Origin of the sequence: Micromonospora sp. DT46, from assembly GCF_049841735.1 — a bacterium.
In the GTDB taxonomy this organism is placed as follows: domain Bacteria; phylum Actinomycetota; class Actinomycetes; order Mycobacteriales; family Micromonosporaceae; genus Micromonospora; species Micromonospora reichwaldensis.
On the sequence record NZ_JBNCKW010000003.1, the window covers coordinates 335,290 to 353,019 of the forward strand.

At 75.7% G+C, this 17,730-nt stretch carries 21 protein-coding genes; 10 read left to right on the top strand and 11 right to left on the bottom strand.

What is annotated here, in order from left to right; all coding sequences use genetic code 11:
• Positions 1-161 precede the first annotated feature (161 nt).
• Positions 162-449 carry a hypothetical protein gene (locus tag ACLQ20_RS09435; RefSeq protein ID WP_151454313.1) on the top strand — a complete coding sequence of 96 codons (288 nt, stop codon included), beginning with the start codon at positions 162-164 and terminating at the stop codon, positions 447-449.
• 9 nt (positions 450-458) lie between these two features.
• Complete coding sequence (locus tag ACLQ20_RS09440) at positions 459-1,727, top strand: cupin domain-containing protein (protein ID WP_151454312.1); 1,269 nt, start codon at positions 459-461, stop codon at positions 1,725-1,727.
• Positions 1,728-1,824: 97 nt separating this feature from the next.
• On the opposite strand, the gene ACLQ20_RS09445 is transcribed toward ACLQ20_RS09440, so the two are convergent.
• The 5 genes from ACLQ20_RS09445 to ACLQ20_RS09465 form a co-directional block, all read right to left on the bottom strand.
• The gene (locus tag ACLQ20_RS09445) at positions 1,825-2,490 is read right to left on the bottom strand and encodes a hypothetical protein (RefSeq protein ID WP_151454311.1); all 666 of its coding nucleotides are present in this window, start codon (positions 2,488-2,490) and stop codon (positions 1,825-1,827) included.
• Complete coding sequence (locus tag ACLQ20_RS09450) at positions 2,487-5,159, bottom strand: FtsK/SpoIIIE domain-containing protein (protein WP_425855039.1); 2,673 nt, start codon at positions 5,157-5,159, stop codon at positions 2,487-2,489. Before ACLQ20_RS09450 ends, ACLQ20_RS09445 begins: the two co-directional genes overlap by 4 nt.
• Positions 5,152-6,573: a hypothetical protein gene (locus ACLQ20_RS09455; protein WP_425855041.1), complete on the bottom strand. Its 1,422-nt coding sequence runs from the start codon at positions 6,571-6,573 to the stop codon at positions 5,152-5,154. Before ACLQ20_RS09455 ends, ACLQ20_RS09450 begins: the two co-directional genes overlap by 8 nt.
• Positions 6,574-6,582: 9 nt before the next feature.
• On the bottom strand, positions 6,583-6,843 hold the full coding sequence (locus tag ACLQ20_RS09460) for a hypothetical protein (RefSeq protein ID WP_089000636.1): 261 nt from the start codon (positions 6,841-6,843) through the stop codon (positions 6,583-6,585).
• Positions 6,844-6,976: 133 nt separating this feature from the next.
• Entirely contained in the window at positions 6,977-7,375 is a 399-nt protein-coding gene (locus tag ACLQ20_RS09465) for a hypothetical protein (RefSeq protein ID WP_425855042.1), read from the bottom strand.
• 192 nt (positions 7,376-7,567) lie between these two features.
• Between ACLQ20_RS09465 and ACLQ20_RS09470 the strand changes: the two genes are divergently transcribed.
• From ACLQ20_RS09470 to ACLQ20_RS09480, 3 genes are read left to right on the top strand one after another with little or no spacing between them, the layout of a single operon-like run.
• Positions 7,568-10,123, top strand: a complete 2,556-nt coding sequence (locus ACLQ20_RS09470) for an ATP-dependent Clp protease ATP-binding subunit (protein ID WP_151454308.1) — start codon at positions 7,568-7,570, stop codon at positions 10,121-10,123.
• A 13-nt stretch (positions 10,124-10,136) separates the two neighbouring features.
• On the top strand, positions 10,137-10,304 hold the full coding sequence (locus ACLQ20_RS09475) for a hypothetical protein (RefSeq protein WP_165947855.1): 168 nt from the start codon (positions 10,137-10,139) through the stop codon (positions 10,302-10,304).
• Positions 10,304-10,654, top strand: coding sequence for a DUF3140 domain-containing protein (locus ACLQ20_RS09480; RefSeq protein WP_425855044.1), 351 nt, complete (start codon positions 10,304-10,306; stop codon positions 10,652-10,654). The genes ACLQ20_RS09475 and ACLQ20_RS09480 overlap by 1 nt, the downstream gene beginning before the upstream one ends.
• A 49-nt stretch (positions 10,655-10,703) precedes the next feature.
• Here the strand turns inward: ACLQ20_RS09480 and ACLQ20_RS09485 are convergent, their stop codons facing one another.
• The 3 genes from ACLQ20_RS09485 to ACLQ20_RS09495 form a co-directional block, all read right to left on the bottom strand.
• Positions 10,704-10,946, bottom strand: coding sequence for a hypothetical protein (locus tag ACLQ20_RS09485; RefSeq protein WP_132237913.1), 243 nt, complete (start codon positions 10,944-10,946; stop codon positions 10,704-10,706).
• A 19-nt stretch (positions 10,947-10,965) separates the two neighbouring features.
• Positions 10,966-11,961, bottom strand: a complete 996-nt coding sequence (locus ACLQ20_RS09490) for a LysR family transcriptional regulator (RefSeq protein WP_425855045.1) — start codon at positions 11,959-11,961, stop codon at positions 10,966-10,968.
• Positions 11,962-12,071: 110 nt separating this feature from the next.
• Positions 12,072-12,680 (bottom strand): hemerythrin domain-containing protein, encoded by a 609-nt coding sequence (locus tag ACLQ20_RS09495; RefSeq protein ID WP_327028145.1) that lies wholly within the window; start codon positions 12,678-12,680, stop codon positions 12,072-12,074.
• 172 nt (positions 12,681-12,852) lie between these two features.
• Between ACLQ20_RS09495 and ACLQ20_RS09500 the strand changes: the two genes are divergently transcribed.
• A complete protein-coding gene (locus tag ACLQ20_RS09500; RefSeq protein WP_425855046.1) occupies positions 12,853-14,181 on the top strand; it encodes a M20/M25/M40 family metallo-hydrolase in 1,329 nt (442 codons plus the stop codon).
• 60 nt (positions 14,182-14,241) lie between these two features.
• The gene (locus tag ACLQ20_RS09505; protein WP_151454304.1) at positions 14,242-14,895 is read left to right on the top strand and encodes a hypothetical protein; all 654 of its coding nucleotides are present in this window, start codon (positions 14,242-14,244) and stop codon (positions 14,893-14,895) included.
• A gap of 77 nt (positions 14,896-14,972) precedes the next feature.
• Here ACLQ20_RS09505 and ACLQ20_RS09510 read toward each other — a convergent pair whose 3' ends face one another.
• Positions 14,973-15,164: a DUF5703 family protein gene (locus ACLQ20_RS09510; RefSeq protein WP_121399254.1), complete on the bottom strand. Its 192-nt coding sequence runs from the start codon at positions 15,162-15,164 to the stop codon at positions 14,973-14,975.
• Positions 15,165-15,303: 139 nt separating this feature from the next.
• Here ACLQ20_RS09510 and ACLQ20_RS09515 point away from each other — a divergent pair, with 139 nt between their 5' ends.
• The 3 genes from ACLQ20_RS09515 to ACLQ20_RS09525 all read left to right on the top strand — a co-directional run bounded on the left by ACLQ20_RS09515 (position 15,304) and on the right by ACLQ20_RS09525 (position 16,230).
• Positions 15,304-15,783 carry a DUF2975 domain-containing protein gene (locus ACLQ20_RS09515; protein WP_425855047.1) on the top strand — a complete coding sequence of 160 codons (480 nt, stop codon included), beginning with the start codon at positions 15,304-15,306 and terminating at the stop codon, positions 15,781-15,783.
• Entirely contained in the window at positions 15,783-15,989 is a 207-nt protein-coding gene (locus ACLQ20_RS09520; RefSeq protein ID WP_026874506.1) for a helix-turn-helix domain-containing protein, read from the top strand. Before ACLQ20_RS09515 ends, ACLQ20_RS09520 begins: the two co-directional genes overlap by 1 nt.
• 85 nt (positions 15,990-16,074) lie before the next feature.
• Positions 16,075-16,230, top strand: a complete 156-nt coding sequence (locus ACLQ20_RS09525) for a hypothetical protein (RefSeq protein ID WP_192581375.1) — start codon at positions 16,075-16,077, stop codon at positions 16,228-16,230.
• A gap of 22 nt (positions 16,231-16,252) precedes the next feature.
• Here ACLQ20_RS09525 and ACLQ20_RS09530 read toward each other — a convergent pair whose 3' ends face one another.
• Together ACLQ20_RS09530 and ACLQ20_RS09535 are read right to left on the bottom strand one after the other, a co-directional pair.
• Complete coding sequence (locus ACLQ20_RS09530) at positions 16,253-17,269, bottom strand: SseB family protein (RefSeq protein WP_425855049.1); 1,017 nt, start codon at positions 17,267-17,269, stop codon at positions 16,253-16,255.
• Positions 17,266-17,685, bottom strand: coding sequence for a YbaB/EbfC family nucleoid-associated protein (locus tag ACLQ20_RS09535; protein ID WP_151454301.1), 420 nt, complete (start codon positions 17,683-17,685; stop codon positions 17,266-17,268). The genes ACLQ20_RS09530 and ACLQ20_RS09535 overlap by 4 nt, the downstream gene beginning before the upstream one ends.
• Between the last annotated feature and the right edge of the window lie 45 nt (positions 17,686-17,730).

The following is a 17,730-nucleotide window of genomic DNA, read 5'->3' on the forward strand; positions in this document are numbered from 1 at the left end:
GCGACGTGCCTGCTGGCGGCCCTGACCGGGGACGGCGAACCGCCGGTGTGAACCGGAAAGGACGTCTACGGTGTGGTTAGAGAAGATCGCGTGTGGGGTACCACCCGCTGCACGACGGACCCCGGCGTAACGGCGGGGCGGCACATCCCTAGGGAGCACCGATGGCACTCAACGACGACGACATGCAGACCAGCAGCGGTGGCGGCCCCGAGGGCCCGGCCGACGGCGGCGCGACCCCGGGCCAGCAGGACGGTGGCGCCGACGGCGGTGCCGATCGCGGTGCCGAGCGTGGCGCCGACCAGGGCGCTGACCAGGGCGCGGAGGGTCCCGCCGACGGCGGTGCGACCCCGGGCCAGCACGACGGTGGCGCCGACGGCAGCGCGGAGGGTCCCGCCGACGGCGGTGCCACGCCGGGCCAGCACGACGGTGGCGCCGACGGCAGCGCCTGACGGACCGCCATGACCGACATCGACCCGCCGGGCGGCGACGGCCGCCCGGCGGTCCCGTCCGAGGCCTCGGCCGCGCTCGCCCGCTGCGTGTCGGTCGAGCCGGCGAAGTTCGCCGCCGCCCACTGGGGACGCACCCCGCTGCTCTCCCGCGCCGACGAACTGCCCAACCGGGCCGGCTTCACCGACCTGCTCAGCCCCGCTGACGCAGACGAGCTGCTCAGCCGCCGCGGCCTGCGTACGCCGTTCCTGCGCATCGCCAAGGACGGCCAGCTCGTGCCGGCGGCCCGCTTCACCGGCGGCGGTGGTGCCGGCGCCGAGATCGCCGACCAGGTCCTCGACGAGCGGGTGCTGGAGCTGTACGCCGGCGGCGCCACCCTCGTCCTGCAGGGTCTGCACCGCACCTGGCCGGCCCTGACCGACTTCACCCGCGAACTCGGCACCGCCGTCGGGCAGCCGTTGCAGGTCAACGCCTACCTGACCCCCGCCGGCAGCCAGGGGTTCGCCACCCACTACGACACCCACGACGTCTTCGTCCTCCAGGTCGACGGCCGCAAGCACTGGCGGATCCACCCGCCGGTGCTGCCGGACCCGCTGGAGAAGCAGCCGTGGGGCGGCCGGGCCGACGAGGTCGCCGCCACCGCCGACGGGCCCGCCGCGCTGGACGTCGTGCTCGCCCCCGGCGACGCGCTCTACCTGCCCCGCGGTTGGCTGCACAGCGCGCAGGCCCAGGAGTCCAGCTCGCTGCACCTGACCGTCGGCGTCCGGGCGCTGACCCGCTACGCCATGGTCGAGGAGCTGCTGGCCCTCGCCGCCGAGGACCCGCGGCTGCGCGCCACGCTGCCGTTCGGCACCGACGTCGCCGATCCGGACGCGATCGAGCCGGAGCTGACCGAGACGGTGGAGGCGCTGCGGGACTGGCTGCTGCGGGCCGACCCGGCGGCCGTCGCCGCCCGGCTGCGGCAGCGCGCCTGGCCGGCCGCCCGGCCCGCGCCCATCCGACCCCTGGCCCAGGCCACCGCGCTGGCGGCCCTGGACGCCGACACCCGGCTCGCCCCGCGACCCGGCCTGCGCTGGCGGCTCACCCCTCGGGGCGACCAGGTCGCGCTCGTGCTGTTCGACCGCACGATCACCCTGCCCGCGTCGTGCGCGCCGGCCGTGCACGCCCTGCTCGGCGCCGGGTCCGTCCGGGTCGGCGACCTGCCGGGCCTGGACGACGACACCGACCGGATCACCCTGGCCCGCCGCCTCCTGCGCGAGGCGGTGCTGGTCCCCGCCTGAGCGGGCCACCGTTTCGGCGGCGGGGCGACGACCCCGGCTGCCGTCGGCCGCGTGTGCGGCCGGCCAGCCGGCGCTGGCACGGCGACGGAGCCACGGTTCAGCGGCCGGCGACGAGCAGCGCGACCGTGGTCACCAGCCCGGCGACGAGCACGACGGTCATCGGCCGGGGGCCGAGCACGGCGTGCCGACGGTCGGCGAGGACCTTCGCCGGCACCAGACCGACCAGCGGACCCAGCAGCGTCACCACCAGGGCCAGCACCGGCAGCCCGACCCCGAGCTCGCCGCCGTACCGCTCGCCCGCCGCCCGGGCCGCGCCACCGAGGGCGTACGCGAGCACCGCGCCCGCCACCCCGCACAACGCCAGCAGCGGGTTGACCGAGCCCGGCAGGTCACCCGGCTGGCGGGTGCGGTTGAGCAGGTCCCGCACGCCGGCCAGCAGCGGAGCAGGGTCGCCCGTCGCGCCGGGCACCGGCGCCGGTGGCCCGCCCGCCCGGCGACCCGAGCCGCCTAGCCGGCCGCGCAGCAGTTGCCACAGGTCGGCGACCTCGGCGTCCACCCGTTCCTGCTCCTCCCGCGCGTCCACCAGCTCCCGCTCCGCGCGCCGCAGTTCGGCCTCCGCCTCGGCGACGGCCCGCTCGGCCGCCGCGCACTGTTGGGCGTGCCAGGTGTGCGCCTCGGCCCGCTGGACGCGCACCCGCGCGCTCAGCTCGGCCAGCCGACGGATCTGGGCCGCGTACGACTCACTGGTCACCGGTTCGTTCATCGCGCCGGCCCGTAGGGAATGATCACCTGGCCGGTGCGGTGCACCGCCCGATCGAAGAACAGCCCCCGCCAGGGCCGGGGATACCAGTCCGGGCCGCCCGTCCCCGGATACAGCGACGAACCCAGCTCGCCGCCGTGGGCGTCCAGCGCCACCCAGGCGCCGATCTGGTCCGTCCGGGCCGCCGGCCCGCCCAGGTCGGCCCGCATCCGGGCGACGCCCCGCCACCAGGCCAGCACGTGGGTGCGCCGCTCCGGCCCGTCGTGCAGGATCCGGCGCAGTTCCTCCAGCCCGGTACGCCGGCCGATCCGCGTGGCCAACGCCCCGGCCGCCGCGTCGACGGCGAACAGCAGCAGGTAGTGCGGCATGCCCGGCGCACCGAGCCCCTCGGCGGTCTCGGCCATCAGCTCGCCTACCGTCTCCTCGTCGTACCAGGCGGCGTCGTCGGCGAGATCCTCGTAGAGGGACCGGGCGGCCGGGTCGGCGTCCGGGTCGAGGCAGGCGATCGAGAACCGGGCCGTGCCGGGGCGGTGCTGGCGGGCCAGGGAGCGGGCCGCCGCGTCGAGCACCGCGCACGCCTCGTCCACCCGGGTGCCGAGCACCGCCAGGTTGCGGCCGGGAGCCCGGGGCAGCCGCAACGCCGCCGAGCGGGACTGCACGTCGATGATCTCGCCGAGCAGCGCGACCGGCGTACGCGGGTGCCCCGTCTCCGGCGCGGCCAGCGCCCGGAAGTCCGGCGCGTCGGCGAGGCGGGGGATCGCGTCGCCGTCGAAGAGCCGGGCCGGCGCGGCGTCCTGCGGGCGCATCCGCCACAGCCGGTGCTGCAACTCGCTCCACGTCTCCCAGTCGCTGGCCGACGGGATCCGGGCCACCTGGTTGCCCTCCGCCATGCCGGACTCCGCGTTGACCACCGCGTGGTGGCGCGGCAGGGACTGGGCGGCGTCGTTGCGCTCGGCGAGGATCCGCAGCGCCTTCGGCAGCGCGATGCGCAACGTGAACTGCGCGACCAGGGCCGGCCGTCCCCACAGCGCCTCGATGCCGCGTACGTCCTGCGAGGCGAGCACCAGGTGGATGCCCTGGGACCGGCCGCGCCGGGCCAGGTCCTCCAGCAGGTCGGCGGCCTCCCGGGCGACCACGTCCCGCCCGGCCAGCAGCATCTGGAACTCGTCGACCACCGCGACGATCCGCGGCCAGTGCCCCGTGGGGTCGACCGCGCGCAGCTCCGCGAGCTTGGTGACCTCGTGCTTCTTCGCGGCGTCGGCCCGCCGCCGCAGCTCCTCGGCGAGGAAGCGCAGCAACGCCAGGCCGAACTCCCGGTCGGTGTTGACGTTGATCCCGACGAGCCGCATGTGCGGCAGCCAGCTCGGGTCCCGCCGGCCCTTGGCGAACCGGGCGAACGACACCCCCTCCTTGAAGTCCAGCAGGTAGAACTCCAGCTCGCTGGGGGAGTAGCGGGCCGCCAGCGCGCCGATCCAGGCGAAGATCAGGTTCGTCTTGCCGGTGCCGGACGGGCCGCCGATCAACGCGTGCGGCGGGTAGTCGCCCAGGGTGAGCAGCACCGGCCGGCCGTGCGGGCCCTCGCCGATCGGGGCGGTCAGCCCGGTGGCGGAGTCCTCCCGCCACATCTGCTCCACCGGCGGCAGCAGGTCGGTGAACGGAGTCGGGGCGGGGCCGGCGTTGACCCGCGCCGCCACCTCCCGGCAGGTCTCGGTGACCAGGACCGGCGGGGGTGGCGGGTCGAGGCGTACGGGCAGGCCGGTCGGCCCGCCGATCCGGGCGCCGTCGGCGTACGCGCCCACCCGGGTCACGGTGGGATCCTCGGGCAGCGACACGCCCCGCACCACCAGGTGCACGCCGCAGGCCGCCCCGGTGCGGACCACCCGGTCGAGCTGGCCGCGCTCGTGCCGCGACAGCTCGTCCCCGCCCAGCAGCACCGCCACCCGCCACGGCTCGGGCCGGCGACCGGTGGCGGCGGCCAGCTCGCGCAGCGAGACGTACTCCCCGGCCAGCACCGTCTCGTTGATCCGGCGGATCTGCTCCACCAGGTCGTCGAGGAGCCGGGCCAAGCCGCCCGGGCCGACGAAGGTGAGCAGCCCGGCCGTGCCGAGGGGGGCGAAACCGGCCAGGCCGCCGCCCAGGTGCTCGGGGTCGTAGCCGACCAGCCGTACGGCGCCCGGATCGGCGCGCCCGACGCCGCGCAGCAGCAGCGCCGACACCACCGCGTCGCAGCCCTCCCGGTCGTCCCCGGTCAGCTCGACGTGGCCGGCGTCGAGCAGCGGCACCAGCGCCGGCACCGGTTCGGCGCCGGGGATGCGTACCGTGCCGATGCGCAGCGCGCCCGGCGGTTCGGCCCGCCGGGTCGGGGTCGGGTGCCACCGCGTCCAGTCCGCGGAGGCCGCCCCGGGGGCCTCCCGCTGCGCCGCGTCCGCCGCCCGCCGGGCCAGCTCCGCGATGCGTGCGGCGTGCCGATCGTCGATCTCGGCCAGCCGCCGGTCGCGCTGCGCGCCCACCCGCTCCGGTACGACCGACGCGGCCCGCCGGACCTTCGCCAGCCGCTCCCGGGCCGTGGTCAGCTCGGCCTGCGCGCTGGACAGCCGGGTCCGGGTGGCGCCGAGGGCCTCGCCCAGCATGCCCCTGGCCCGGGTGACCAGCTGGCTCCGCCGGTCAGCCATCGACGCCCCGCCCGCGCGGGCCGGGGGTGCCGCCCGACGCCGGCCGGCCCGCGGGCGGGCTCGACCAGACGCGGCCGGCCGATCCGGGCCGTCCCGCGGCGGCACCGTCGGCGGCCGGTCCACCGCGGCCCGCCGACGCGCCGCCATCGCCCGTCGATCCGCCGCTGCCCGGTGCGCCACCGTTGGCCGGCGCGCCGCCAGCCAACCCGCCGGGCCGGCCGTGCGCCGCCGCCCGGTCCGGCGTCGGGCTGGGCCGGCCGTGCGTCGCCGCCCGGTCGGCCGTCGGATCGGGCCGGCCTTGTGTCGTCGTCCGGTCCGGCTTCGGGGCGGCCTGGCCGGCGGTCGCCGCCCGCTCCCGGGCCGCGGTCGACTGGTCGTGTGCCGCCTCCGCCCGGTCCCGTGCCGCCGCGACCCGCTCCCGTGCGTCGGCACCCCGGCCCTTCGCGGCGGCGGCTCGTCGCTGCCACTCGGCGTCGTCGGCCCGGTCGCGGGCGGTCTCCGCCTGCCGGTCCCGCTCGGCGGCGGCGCGTCGCTCCCGGGCCGTCTCGGCCTGCCGGGCCCGCTCGTCCTCGGTGGGCAGGTCCCGGCCGAGCCGGGCCAGCAACACCCCGGTGAGCACCCCCGCGGTGACGGCCGGGTCGGCGGCGTGCGGCTGCTCCGCCTCGCCGCGCCGGGGCGGGGGCATCCGGCAGATCCGGGTCAGCAGCGTGTCCAGCACCGCGGGGGGCAGGCCGGGCAGCAGGTCCCGCACCCGGCCGTCCAGCTCGCGGTGCAGCCGTCCGAGGTCCTCGGCGCGCGGCGGGTGCCCGAGCAGCTCACCGGCCAGCTCGCGCAGCAGCGGCGGGGCGACCGCCGCCAGGCCGAGGCCGACGTCGGCGTGCGCACGACGCAGTTCGGTGTGCAGCCGGTCGCGGTCGCCGGCGCGGACCCCGCCGACGACCCGGCGCAGCAGCTCCCGGGCGTCGTCGACCCTCTCGTCGGGCTGCTCGGGCGCACCCTCCCGGCCGCCCGTCAGCTCGGCCACCCGTACCGCCCACCAGCGGCGGGGCGTCACGTCGGCGGCCGGCTCCGGCGCCGGCTCCCCGGGGGCCGCCTCGCGCGGCGCGTCGTGCGCGGGCCGGCGCCGCTGCTCCTGCGGCCTGGGGGCGGGGGAGCCGTCGGCGGCCAGCCCGATCGCGGCCAGGTACGCCGAGAGCTGCTCCTGCGCGACGCGTAGCGCGTAGCCGGCGGTCTCGGCGTGTTCGGTGGCGGCGGAGAGCTCCGGCACCCCCATCGGGTCGGCCGACTCCTGGCGGACCCAGCGCAGCCGCTCGGCGGCCAGCCCGAACTTCTCGAGCGCCAGGGCCAGCTGCGCGAGCGGCAGGTCATCGGCGGCGGCGCGGACCTGGGCGCCGACGTCCTCGACGATGGACACGGCCGAACCTCAGAGCGTCGCGACGTAGAGTTGCGCCTGCTCGACGGCGACGAGTGTCGCGGCGAGGCACTCCTCCAGCTCCTGGCTGGCCTGGGTCAGCGAGGACTGGGCCGCCTCGACGGTCTCGTGCCCGCTGCCCTCCAGCGCGCCGGCCAGCGTCTGCTGCGCCTCGGCCAGCTTCTCCCCGGCCGCCTGCACGGCACTCTGGCCGTCGCCGATCTGTTGCAGCGCGACATCGATGGCTGCCTTGAGCTCGGCGACGCTCGCCACGGCGAAACCTCCTGGGGGCGGGGAGGCCTCCATTAGAGCCTATCCCTCACGGTGAGAGAACATCCGCCCTGTCAGTGTTCCTGCCCCGCTGACCGGTTGTCGACCGGAAGCGCTGCTAGTCCGGTTGACGGGACTACCCGGGCGTGGCCGGCCGGTCCCGCAGCCAGCGCGGCCCGTACACCTCCGCGCCCTGCGCGACGACGCGTTCCCGCAGCTCACGGTCGGCGGTGACGACCAGCCGCCGGCGCTGCGGCGCGGCGGCGACCAGGTCGACGACGGCGTCGTCGCCGGACCCGGGCGCGGCCACCACCCGGACCCCGGCCGTGCCCGGCACGTCCCGCGCCCGGCCCTCCACCACCAGCACCACCTCCACCGGGGGCGGCAGTTGCGGGGGCAGCCCGGCGGCGGCCACCGGGGCCAGCGAGTCGCGCAGCCGGGCGGTCGCGCCCGCGCGGTCCCGCCACCAACCATCCGGGCGGGACCCCACCACGTTGGCGGCGTCCACGATCAGCAGCGGCATCGTCGGCTCCATCCCGCCAGCCTGCCACCCGCCGGCTGAGGTGCAAGGAAGGGACCCTTCCGCTACCGCAGGCGTTGACGAGGGGCCCTTCCTCGCACCTCGCCCGGGGCCATCGTGGCGGGTCGCGGCGCGGGTGGTGGCGTTTGTCGGGCGGACCGCCGGGTAGCCCCTGGCGACCGTCGCGCCCGACTGCGGAGGACAGACATGATGGGACCCGGTGACTTCGGCTCCGACCCCTGGGACGAGTTCCTGGCCCGGTACTTCGGCCGGGGCGAGGGTGGGCGCCGACCCGCGCACCGGGTCGACATCACCCGGCTGATGACCGCCGACGCCAGGGAGATGCTGGCCGACGCGGCCCGCCGGGCCGCCCAACGGAAGAGCAGCGACCTCGACACGGATCACCTGCTCTGGGCCGCGCTGCAACGCGAACCGCTGCGCGACCTCGTCCGGCGCGCCGGCGCCGACCCGGACACGCTGCTCAACGCGCTCGGTGGGCGCGGCGACGGCGCGCCCAAGGGCGAGGTGCCGCCCAACCTGTCGCTCACCCCCGCGGCCAAGCGGGCGCTGCTCGACGCCCACCAGCTGTCCCGGGCGATGGGCGCCAACTACATCGGCCCCGAGCACATCCTGATGGCGCTGCCGCTGAACCCGGAGTCCCCGGCCGGCCGGATGCTCGCCGCCGGCCGGATCCAGCCGGAGTCGTTGCAGGCGGCCAGCGCCGAGCGCGGGCCGATGACCGGGCCGAAGCCCGACCGCGGCACCCCCACCCTCGACCAGTACGGCCAGGACCTGACCGACCTGGCCCGCAACGACCAGATCGACCCGGTGATCGGCCGGGCCGACGAGATCGAGCAGGCCGTCGAGATCCTGTCCCGGCGGACGAAGAACAACCCGGTGCTGATCGGCGAGGCCGGCGTCGGCAAGACCGCGATCGTGGAGGGCCTGGCGGAGCGGATCTGCGACGGCGACGTGCCGCAGACGCTGCTCGGCAAGCGGGTGATCCAGCTCGACCTGGCCGGCCTGGTGGCGGGAACCCGCTACCGGGGCGACTTCGAGGAGCGGCTGAAGAAGGTCATCGACGAGATCCGGGCGCACCGCGACGAGCTGATCGTCTTCCTGGACGAGATCCACACCCTGGTCGGCGCGGGCGGGGCGGGCAGCGAGGGCGGCATGGACGCCTCGAACATGCTCAAGCCGGCGCTGGCCCGGGGCGAACTGCGGGTGATCGGCGCGACCACGCTGGACGAGTACCGCAAGAGCATCGAGAAGGACGCGGCGCTGGCCCGCCGCTTCCAGCCGGTGTTCGTGCCGGAGCCCACCGTCGACGACACCGTGGCGATCCTGCGCGGGCTGCGCGACCGCTACGAGGCCCATCACCAGGTGCGGTTCACCGACGAGGCGCTGGTCGCCGCGGCCGAGCTGTCCGACCGGTACGTGACCGACCGGTTCCTGCCGGACAAGGCGATCGACCTCATCGACCAGGCCGGCGCGCGGGTCCGGCTGCGCACCCGCACGCCGGCGTCCGACGTGCGGGAGCTGGAGACACAGCTCGAGGAGGTACGCCGGGACAAGGAGCAGGCCGTCGCCGACGAGCAGTACGAGAAGGCGTCCACGCTGCGCGACCAGCTCGCCGAGGTGGAGGAGCAGATCCGCCGGGCCCGGGGCGACGAGGGCGGCCCGTCGCAGGTGCCGGCCGTCGGGCCGCAGGAGATCGCCGAGGTGGTCTCCCGCGCCACCGGCATCCCGATCAGCCAGCTCACCGAGGAGGAACGCGACCGGCTGCTGCGCCTGGAGGGCCACCTGCACGAGAAGGTGGTCGGCCAGGAGGACGCGGTCACCGCGGTCGCTGAGGCGGTCCGCCGCTCGCGTGCCGGGCTGGCCGACCCGGACCGCCCGATGGGCAGCTTCCTCTTCCTCGGGCCCACCGGCGTCGGCAAGACCGAGCTGGCCCGGGCCCTCGCGGAGGCGCTGTTCGGCGAGGCCGACCGGATGGTCCGGGTGGACATGAGCGAGTTCCAGGAGCGGCACACGGTCAGCCGGCTCGTCGGTGCCCCGCCCGGGTACGTCGGCTACGAGGAGGCCGGCCAGCTCACCGAGGCGGTCCGCCGCCGCCCGTACGCGGTGGTGCTGCTCGACGAGATCGAGAAGGCCCACGCCGACGTGTTCAACATCCTGCTCCAGGTGCTCGACGACGGGCGGCTCACCGACAGCCAGGGCCGGACGGTCAACTTCAAGAACACCGTACTGATCATGACGAGCAACCTCGGCTCGGAACTGATCACCGGCGCCCAGCGCGCCGTCGGGTTCGGCACCGGCGCGGAGGGCGGCGAGCAGGAGCGCGACGAGCTGCGCGAGCGGCTGATGCGCCGGCTCCAGGAGAACTTCCGGCCGGAGTTCCTCAACCGCATCGACGAGGTGATCATCTTCCGCCGGCTGGAGGCCGAGCAGCTGCGCCAGATCACCGGCCTGCTGCTGGAGGAGACCCGCCGCCGCCTGCACGCGCAGGACATCCAGGTCCACTTCACCACCGCCGCCGTCGACTGGATCGCCGAGCACGGCTACCAGCCGGAGTTCGGCGCCCGGCCGTTGCGCCGGGTCATCCAGCGGGAGGTGGACAACCAGCTGTCCCGGATGCTGCTGGAGTCGGCGGTCTCACCCGGCCAGAAGATCACTGTGGACGCCCGCGACGGGCGACTCGCCTTCGACGTGACGGCCGGCGAGCGCGGCTACACCCCGGCCACGACGTCCCATCCCCGATGACCGGAGGGCGGACATGAGCGAACCCGAGGAGACCCGGGACGAGAGCGAGCGCACCGATCCGATCGTGGCCCCGCCGACCGCCAACCCCGCCCGGGTGCGGATGCCGCCGGAGGGCGTGGGCCAGCAGGGCGACGACCCGGAACCGGCGGAGTCCGACCGCCGCCGTCGAGAGGAGGGCTGATGGTACGCGAGCAGCGGCTCGAACCCGAGGTGGAGGTGCTCTGGGACGACTTCCACGCCCAGGTGAACGTCCCGTCGGAGCAGTTGCGGCAGTGGTTGCTCACCCGCGGCTCCGGGGAGGAGTCGTTCGGGCCCGACCCGGACCTCGACCTGCCCGGGATGGGCCGGCGGATCCTGCGGGTGCTGGCCAAACGCAAGGTGGACCTCACGCCGGAGGACATCCGGGTGATGCGGGACGCGATCGACGAGATCCAGTCCCTGCTCGACGACAAGCCGCCCCGTGGCAACGCCGACGACGAGTGGCGGCACGCCCTGCTCGACCTGGGCCACGACGTCCTCGTCGAACGCTGAGCCGGCGGTAGGGCGGCGCCCGGGAGGACCCGGGCGCCGCCCGCCGTGGTCAACCGTGGTCGCTCTCCAGGCTGCCGATCGTCAGGCCCGCGGCGTCGGCAGCCGCCTCGCGGTCGGCGCGCGCCCGCTCCTCGCGGGTCAGCAGGTTGGCGTACTCCGTGACGTCCGCCGGGTCGGGCACCTCGGGCAGGCGACGCAGGAACGCCTCCACGTCGCGGGCGGCGGCGGTGTGCGTGGCGGCGGCCTGCCGGAGGATCTCCCGGTCGTCGGCGGCGGGGTAGGCATCGGTCATGTCCGCCTGATACCCGGCGCTACGCCGTTCGCACCCCGTCGGCCCCGGCGGCCGTCAGCCTCCGCGCCCCGTAGCTCGGGTTGCGCAGCAGCCAGGCCAGGTATTCCGGGTGCGCCGCCAGCGAGTCGGTGTACGCGGCCAGCGCGAAGTCCAGCACCAGTTCGGCGTCGCGGGCGGCGGGGGAGTCGGGATGCCAGCCCAGCATCAGCCGCCAGCGCAGCGGCGTCCCGGTCAGCATCCGGGTGACCAACCCGGCGACCGGGCGGAAGGTGGCCTGGCAGAGCGCGATCGCCTCGCCGGAGTCCACCATGTCGATGCAGCAGCGCACGTCGGTCTCGTACACCTTGCGGGGGGTGAAGCCGGCGCGGGCGCAGGCGGCGGCGAAGCAGTCGCCGAAGCAGCCGTCGCCGGGCGCGGCGACCCACTGCTCGTGGCTCAGGTCCACCAGGCTCACCTCGGCGTGCTCGGCCAGCGGGTGCTGCTCCGGCAGCAGCACCAGCACCGGGTCGACGGCCACCTCCCGCCAGCTCAACCCGAGCTCGGCGGGCGGGGCCGCGTCGCCGCACACCCCGATCAGCGCGAAGTCCAGCCGGCCGCCCGCGACGAGCTGGGCCAGCTCGTCGGCCGACCAGGAGGCGTGGGTGGTGATCTGGGCCGGTGGGGGCTCCGCGGCGAGCCGGTGCACGAGCCGGCCGAGGATGGGGCTGTTCACCCCGCCGAACCGGTAGCGGCGGGGCACGTCCCCGGCCCCGGCCAGCCGCGCCGCCTCGTCCTGCAGGCCCTTCATCGCCGGCAGCAGCACCCGCGCCCGGGCGAGCACCAGCTCGCCCAGGGCGGTCGGGCGGGCGCCGCGGCGGTCCCGCTCGAACAGGGGCCCGCCCAGGGTCCGCTCGATGCGCTGGAGCTGGGCGGTGAGTGCCGGTTGGGCCAGGCCGAGCGTCGATGCCGCCTTGGTCACGCTCCCCGTCTCCGCGATCGCGCAGACCACCCTCAGGTGTCGCAGCTCCAGATTCATACCGTGACGGTATGACCCCGTAGCGGCCGACGGAAGGCCCTGGACGGATCAACGCCCTCCAATGTGTGCCTGATCTGCTCCGGCGCGCCGCGTCCGCGCCCGCCGCCGGCTCAGCCCGGCGGCCGCTCGGTGAGGTCGGCCAGGTAGGTGGGCCGGCCGGTGACGGCGTCGCGGACCTTGTCGACGACGCCCACCGCGGGCTCGACGACCCGGTTCCACGGCGGGGTCGCCGGGGTGCCGGGGTGCGGGCGCGTCGGGGCCGCCTCCTCGGCGATCTCCAGCCGGTTGCCCAGGCGGATCAGCTCCTCGGCGCTGGCCACCTCGCGCAGCGCCGCGACGAGCGCGCCGGCCTCCTCGAGGTGGCGGCGGACCCGCGCGGCGACGTCGGCGAGCCCCTCGTCGGCGAGCGCCTTCAGGGCGGTCAGCAGGGCCCGGTCGTCCGCGATGGCCCGGTCGATCCGCTCCGCCGCGTCGGGCAGCGCGGCCCGGACGGCGGGCAGCAGGTACTGCTCCTCGGCGGACAGGTGCCGCGACAGCGCCGCCGTGAGCACCTCCAGGCCGCGCTCGGGGGCGGGCTCCGGGCCCGGGTCGGTGAGCCGCCGCAGCAGCTCCCGCAGTTGCCGGTGCTCGGCGTCGAGGATGTCGGCGATGCTGCGGCCGCCCGGCCGGAAGCCCTCGTCCTCTCCGGTCGGCGGCAGCGGTGGCAGGGGAACGGTCATGGTGCCCTCCTCTGTGGCGGGCGGCGTAGGTGGTGGGGAGCGGTCGCGAGCGGCGGTACCCGGCGGCGTCGGCGGCGAAACCGGGCCCGCTCGCCGGTCGTGCCCCGCCATCGGCGTCGATACGGCGGGGCGGGGCGACCGCTGCGGGCCCGTGGGCTGGTATGAAGAACCGATGACGAGCGACGCCGCCTCCGCCCGACCAGACCCCACCGACGAGGTCGTCGACCTCTGCCGTGACCTGCTGCGGATCGACACCACCAACACCGGGGACAACGACACCAGCGCCGGGGAACGCCTCGCCGCCGAGTACGTGGCGGAGAAGCTGGCCGAGGTGGGCGTCGAGTCCGTCATCCACGAGTCGGCGCCCGGCCGGGCCAACCTGGTCGCCCGCATCCCCGGCACCGACCCGAGCCGCGGGGCGCTGCTGGTGCACGGCCACCTCGACGTCGTCCCCGCCGACGCCGACGAGTGGTCGGTGCACCCGTTCTCCGGTGAGCTGCGCGACGGCTACCTGTGGGGCCGGGGCGCCATCGACATGAAGGACTTCGACGCGATGGTGCTGGCGGTGGTGCGGCACTGGCAGCGCACCGGGGTCCGCCCGCCCCGGGACATCGTGCTCGCGTACACCGCCGACGAGGAGGCGGGCAGCGACTACGGCGCGCACTTCCTGGTCAACCGGCACCGTGGGCTGCTCGACGGCTGCACCGAGGCCATCGGCGAGGTCGGCGGCTTCTCGTACTCGGTCAACGACAGCCAGCGGCTCTATCTGATCGAGACCGCCGAGAAGGGCATCGACTGGCTGCGCCTGCACGCCAAGGGCCGCCCCGGGCACGGCTCGATGATCCACGACGACAACGCGGTCACGGCGCTCGCCGAGGCGGTGGCCCGGGTCGGCCGGCACCGCTTCCCCGTGGTGGTCACCGACACCGTCCGGGCGTTCCTGGAGGAGGTCTCCGACCTGCTCGGCATCGAGTTGGACCCGGAGGACCCGGAGACCGCCATCGCCAAGCTCGGGCCGATCGCCAACATCATCGGCGCGACGATCCGCAACACCGCCAACCCGACCCGGCTCGCCGCCGGGTACAAGGACAACGTCATCCCCGGCCGGGCCACCGCCACCATCGACTGCCGCAGCCTGCCGGGGCAGTCGGAGCTGCTGGAGCGGCAGCTGCGCGAGCTGGTCGGCCCGGACATCGTCATCGAGTACCTCCAGCGCCAGCCGGCGCTGGAGACGACGTTCGACGGCGACCTGGTCGACGCGATGTCCGCCGCGCTGCGCGCGGAGGACCCGGGGGCGCGGCCGGTGCCGTACATGCTCTCCGGCGGCACCGACGCGAAGGCGTTCTCGCAGCTCGGCATCCGCTGCTTCGGCTTCGCGCCGCTGCGGCTGCCGGCCGACCTGAACTTCTCCGCGCTGTTCCACGGCATCGACGAGCGGGTTCCGGTGGACGGACTACAGTTCGGCGTGCGGGTTCTCGACCGGTTCCTCCGCACCTGCTAGCCCCCGCCAGGAACCCCGGTGTCCCGGCGGGAACCACTGATCGTGAAGGGACTGACCCACATGACCGACCAGCACGGTGAGCTGGACGCCGCCCTCGAGCGCGTGATCGATGCGGCCCGCCACCACCTGGCCGCCGTCCGCGCCGCACAGGGCCGCGTCGACGACGACGACGTCTGGCAGGCGTACGTCGCGCTCAACAACGCGTCCTTCGCGTACGACGAGCAACTCCTGGACGCCTTCGGCGAGGTCACCCCGTGGGACGTCGAGTCGATCGACCCGGAGGAGGCCGACCAGCGCTTCGGGGGCGCGGAGGGCGTGGAGCCCACCGACCCGCACCCGCGGGTGATCTCGGTACGGCAGCGGCGCGACTACCGGGTGCCGAGCGTGTCGGCGCTGATCCGGGTCGCCGAGGCCGCCCGGCGGGAGGGCACCCCGGCCGAGGACGAGCCGGAGCCCGTCGAGGGGGTCGGCGAGGCGGTGCTGGAGCTGCTCCAGAGCGGTGACGGCTCGCTGGGCGCGCTGGACGTGCCGGAGCTGGAGCCGCTCGACGGCGTGGTGATGGTCAGCGAGGTCGGCACCCCGGTGGACCTGGAGTCCTTCGACGACGACGACCCGGTGGGCCCGTTCCAGCCGGCCGCCGACGACCGGCTGGTCGGCCGGCTCGACGAGCACCCCTTCATGGAGCTCGACGAGGAGCACGACCACGCCCACTAGGCGGTGACGGCCCGCCGGTCAGGCGGCGCAGGCCCGGGGCCCGACCGGACGGTCGGCCCCGGGCCTTGCTGTCGTGGTCAGTACGACAGTCCCGGCTGCGGCTGGTTGACCCGGCGGCGGCGCAGCACCACCTGCCGCGTGCCGTCGCGGTACAGCCGTACCCGCGCCAACTCCCACCCGGAGAACTCCGCCTGGATCGCCAACTGCGCCGCGGCGGTCAACCGGTCGACGTCCGGCGGCAGCCGCAGCGGCGCGTACTCGTAGTCCATGACCTCCATGCTGCCCAGCCCGGGAGGCCTTCGCCACCCCCTCGCCGGTGACCCGCGCCGCTGCGAGGCGTGGCCGCCCGGCTTCCCGGCCATCGCCAAACCGATTGACTTTCGATAGGTTAAGAGCGATAGTCGATGCATGTTCAACGAGCATCGAGCGGTAGCCCCGCTCAGAGTCTTCCTCGTCGTGCTGTTCGGGATCCTGGTCATGCTCCAGACCTTCTCGCTGCCCGGGCAGTTCGCCCACATGGCCGAGGAGTCCCCAGAGCAGGCCTACCTCAGGTGGCCGATGACCGCCGTGGCGGTGTTCTGGGTGCTGTGCGTCCAGGTGGTGGTCGTGTCCACCTGGAAGCTGCTCACCCTGGTCAAGCGCGACCGCATCTTCAGCGACGCCTCGCTGGCGTGGGTGGACGCGATCGTCTGGGCGATCTTCGCCGCCTGGGTGGTGCTGCTGGGCGTCTTCCTCTACGTCGGCTTCAACGCCACGGACCCCGGGCTGCCGCTCCTGCTGTTCCTGCTGCTGGTGGGCGTCGCCGTGCTGGGCCTGCTGATGGTGGTGATGCGCGCGCTGCTGCGGCAGGCCACGACGCTGCGCACCGACATGGAGGCGGTGATCTGATGCCCATCGTCGTACGCATCGACGTCGAACTGGCGAAACGCAAGATGAGCGTCGGCGAGTTCGCCGAGCGCGTCGGACTCACGCCCGCGAACGTGGCGGTGCTGAAGAACGGCCGGGCCAAGGCCGTCCGGTTCAGCACCCTGGAGGCCATGTGCCGGGTGCTCGACTGCCAGCCCGGTGACCTGCTCGAGTGGGTCGACGAGTGAACCCCCACGGCGCGCCGCCCCGGACCGACGACCACGAACCGCCCGCCCGCAGGTCCGAGACCCCGGCCGCCACCAGGGAGACGCCGTGAAGTACCTGCTCGCACTCCTCGCCGGCGCGCTCGGCGTCGCCGGCGTCGTGCACGGGGAGGCCGACGACTCGCCCGGCCTCCAGTTCCTGGGCGTCGTGCTCGTCGTCGGCGCGGTCGTGTTCGCCGTGCGGCTCGCGCGGCGCGGCCGGTAGCGGTAGGGCTGCCGGCCGGCGGTCAGCCGGCGGGCGGGTTCGCCGCCAGCAGGGCCGCCAGCGACGCCGCCCCCAGGGCCAGGGCGCGCGGGGTGCCCGCGTCCACCACCAGCCCCCACGCCGGGTCGGGCCAGTCCGCGAGCAGGTCCGCGCAGGGCACGGCGACGAACGGCACGCCCTCCCCGGCGAACGCGGTCAGCGCGTCCGGGGAGGTGAAGACGGGCAGCAGCGGCGCGCCGGTAGGGTCGGTGACGATCGTCCACGGCACCTCGCGGTCCGGCCCCGGCTCCGCCGCCAGCGGTACGCAGACCGCCGCGGCGGCGAGGATGCCGAGGTAGCCGGGCAGGTCCCGCCGCGCGCCGGCCTCGCCGAGCAGGTCGAGCACGGACGGCCCGCCCGGGTCCGCCCCGCTCCGCGCCTCGTCCGCGGCGGGGCCCGCGGGCGAATCTGCGGGCAGTTCCGCGGGCGGCGGGTCGGGCACACGCGCGTCCCCGGCCCCGGCCGCCGGCTGCTCGACCCCGGCGACGGGCTGCTCGACCCCGGCCACGGGCTGCTCGACTTGGGCAGCGGGGCGTTCGGCTCCGGCAGCGGCGTGCTCGGTTTCGGCGACGGGCTGCCCGGCTCCGGCAGCGGGGTGCCCGGCCTCGGCATCGGGCGCCGCGACCCGGACGCGGGGCACGGTCGGCTCCGGGCGCACCCGGGGACCGGTGGGCGGGAGGATCTGGCAGGACAGCGCTGCGGGCTCCGTGGTGAGCACCGTGGCGGCGGTCTGCGCCGCGAACCCGCTCCACCAGCGCAGGCCCTCGGCGTTGCGCGGCGTCTCGTACCACCAACCGCCGACCCCGCGCGGCGCCTGCCAGCCGAGCTCGGCCAGGCGTCGCTCGTCGTAGGGCGGGCAGACCCCGCGGACGGTGTCCCGGCGCACCATCAGGTGCAGCCGGCGGGGGCCGGCGGCGAGTTCCAGGTCGGTGTCGCGGTCGCAGCCCGACAGCGTGTCGTGGAGCCGGGTGACGATGTCTGGCCAGCCCGGCGACGTCATGCCGGCGGCCCCGGCAGGCGGCCGTCGAGCCGGCCGAGCCGTCCCATCGCCTCCTCCAGGCGGCCCAGCGAGGCGAAGTCGCCGGGGGTGCCGAAGATCCCGTTCAGGCCCGCGCCGAGCGTCGCGTCGAGACCCCCGGTGCGCTCTTCGAGCTGCGCGGTCGCCGCCGTGCGGGCCTGCCGGTACGCCTGCAGCACCATGGCCGCGAGGTCCTCGGTGCCCACCCGCAGCGCGGTCGGGGCGAGGCTCAGGTCGGTCAGCTCGCCGGTGGCGTCGACGGTCGCGGTGACCAGCCCGCTGTCGTCGGTGGCGGTGGCGCTCAGCTCCTCCAGGTCGTCGGTGAGCCCGGCGAAGCGGCGTTCGATGTCGGCGAGCCGTCCGGCGAGTGCGTCGAACGCGGACAGCGGGTCAGACATGAGAACCTCCCGTGCGCGGTGCCGTCCGGGGTGGCGCCCGGCGGC

Coding starts and splice junctions, on each gene's coding strand:
- ACLQ20_RS09435 (WP_151454313.1), top strand. CDS start 162: ATGGCACTCAACGACGACGACATGCAGACCAGCAGCGGTGGCGGCCCC.
- ACLQ20_RS09440 (WP_151454312.1), top strand. CDS start 459: ATGACCGACATCGACCCGCCGGGCGGCGACGGCCGCCCGGCGGTCCCG.
- ACLQ20_RS09445 (WP_151454311.1), bottom strand. CDS start 2,490: ATGAACGAACCGGTGACCAGTGAGTCGTACGCGGCCCAGATCCGTCGG.
- ACLQ20_RS09450 (WP_425855039.1), bottom strand. CDS start 5,159: ATGGCTGACCGGCGGAGCCAGCTGGTCACCCGGGCCAGGGGCATGCTG.
- ACLQ20_RS09465 (WP_425855042.1), bottom strand. CDS start 7,375: ATGGAGCCGACGATGCCGCTGCTGATCGTGGACGCCGCCAACGTGGTG.
- ACLQ20_RS09470 (WP_151454308.1), top strand. CDS start 7,568: ATGATGGGACCCGGTGACTTCGGCTCCGACCCCTGGGACGAGTTCCTG.
- ACLQ20_RS09475 (WP_165947855.1), top strand. CDS start 10,137: ATGAGCGAACCCGAGGAGACCCGGGACGAGAGCGAGCGCACCGATCCG.
- ACLQ20_RS09480 (WP_425855044.1), top strand. CDS start 10,304: ATGGTACGCGAGCAGCGGCTCGAACCCGAGGTGGAGGTGCTCTGGGAC.
- ACLQ20_RS09485 (WP_132237913.1), bottom strand. CDS start 10,946: ATGACCGATGCCTACCCCGCCGCCGACGACCGGGAGATCCTCCGGCAG.
- ACLQ20_RS09490 (WP_425855045.1), bottom strand. CDS start 11,961: ATGAATCTGGAGCTGCGACACCTGAGGGTGGTCTGCGCGATCGCGGAG.
- ACLQ20_RS09495 (WP_327028145.1), bottom strand. CDS start 12,680: ATGACCGTTCCCCTGCCACCGCTGCCGCCGACCGGAGAGGACGAGGGC.
- ACLQ20_RS09500 (WP_425855046.1), top strand. CDS start 12,853: ATGACGAGCGACGCCGCCTCCGCCCGACCAGACCCCACCGACGAGGTC.
- ACLQ20_RS09505 (WP_151454304.1), top strand. CDS start 14,242: ATGACCGACCAGCACGGTGAGCTGGACGCCGCCCTCGAGCGCGTGATC.
- ACLQ20_RS09510 (WP_121399254.1), bottom strand. CDS start 15,164: ATGGACTACGAGTACGCGCCGCTGCGGCTGCCGCCGGACGTCGACCGG.
- ACLQ20_RS09515 (WP_425855047.1), top strand. CDS start 15,304: ATGTTCAACGAGCATCGAGCGGTAGCCCCGCTCAGAGTCTTCCTCGTC.
- ACLQ20_RS09520 (WP_026874506.1), top strand. CDS start 15,783: ATGCCCATCGTCGTACGCATCGACGTCGAACTGGCGAAACGCAAGATG.
- ACLQ20_RS09530 (WP_425855049.1), bottom strand. CDS start 17,269: ATGACGTCGCCGGGCTGGCCAGACATCGTCACCCGGCTCCACGACACG.
- ACLQ20_RS09535 (WP_151454301.1), bottom strand. CDS start 17,685: ATGTCTGACCCGCTGTCCGCGTTCGACGCACTCGCCGGACGGCTCGCC.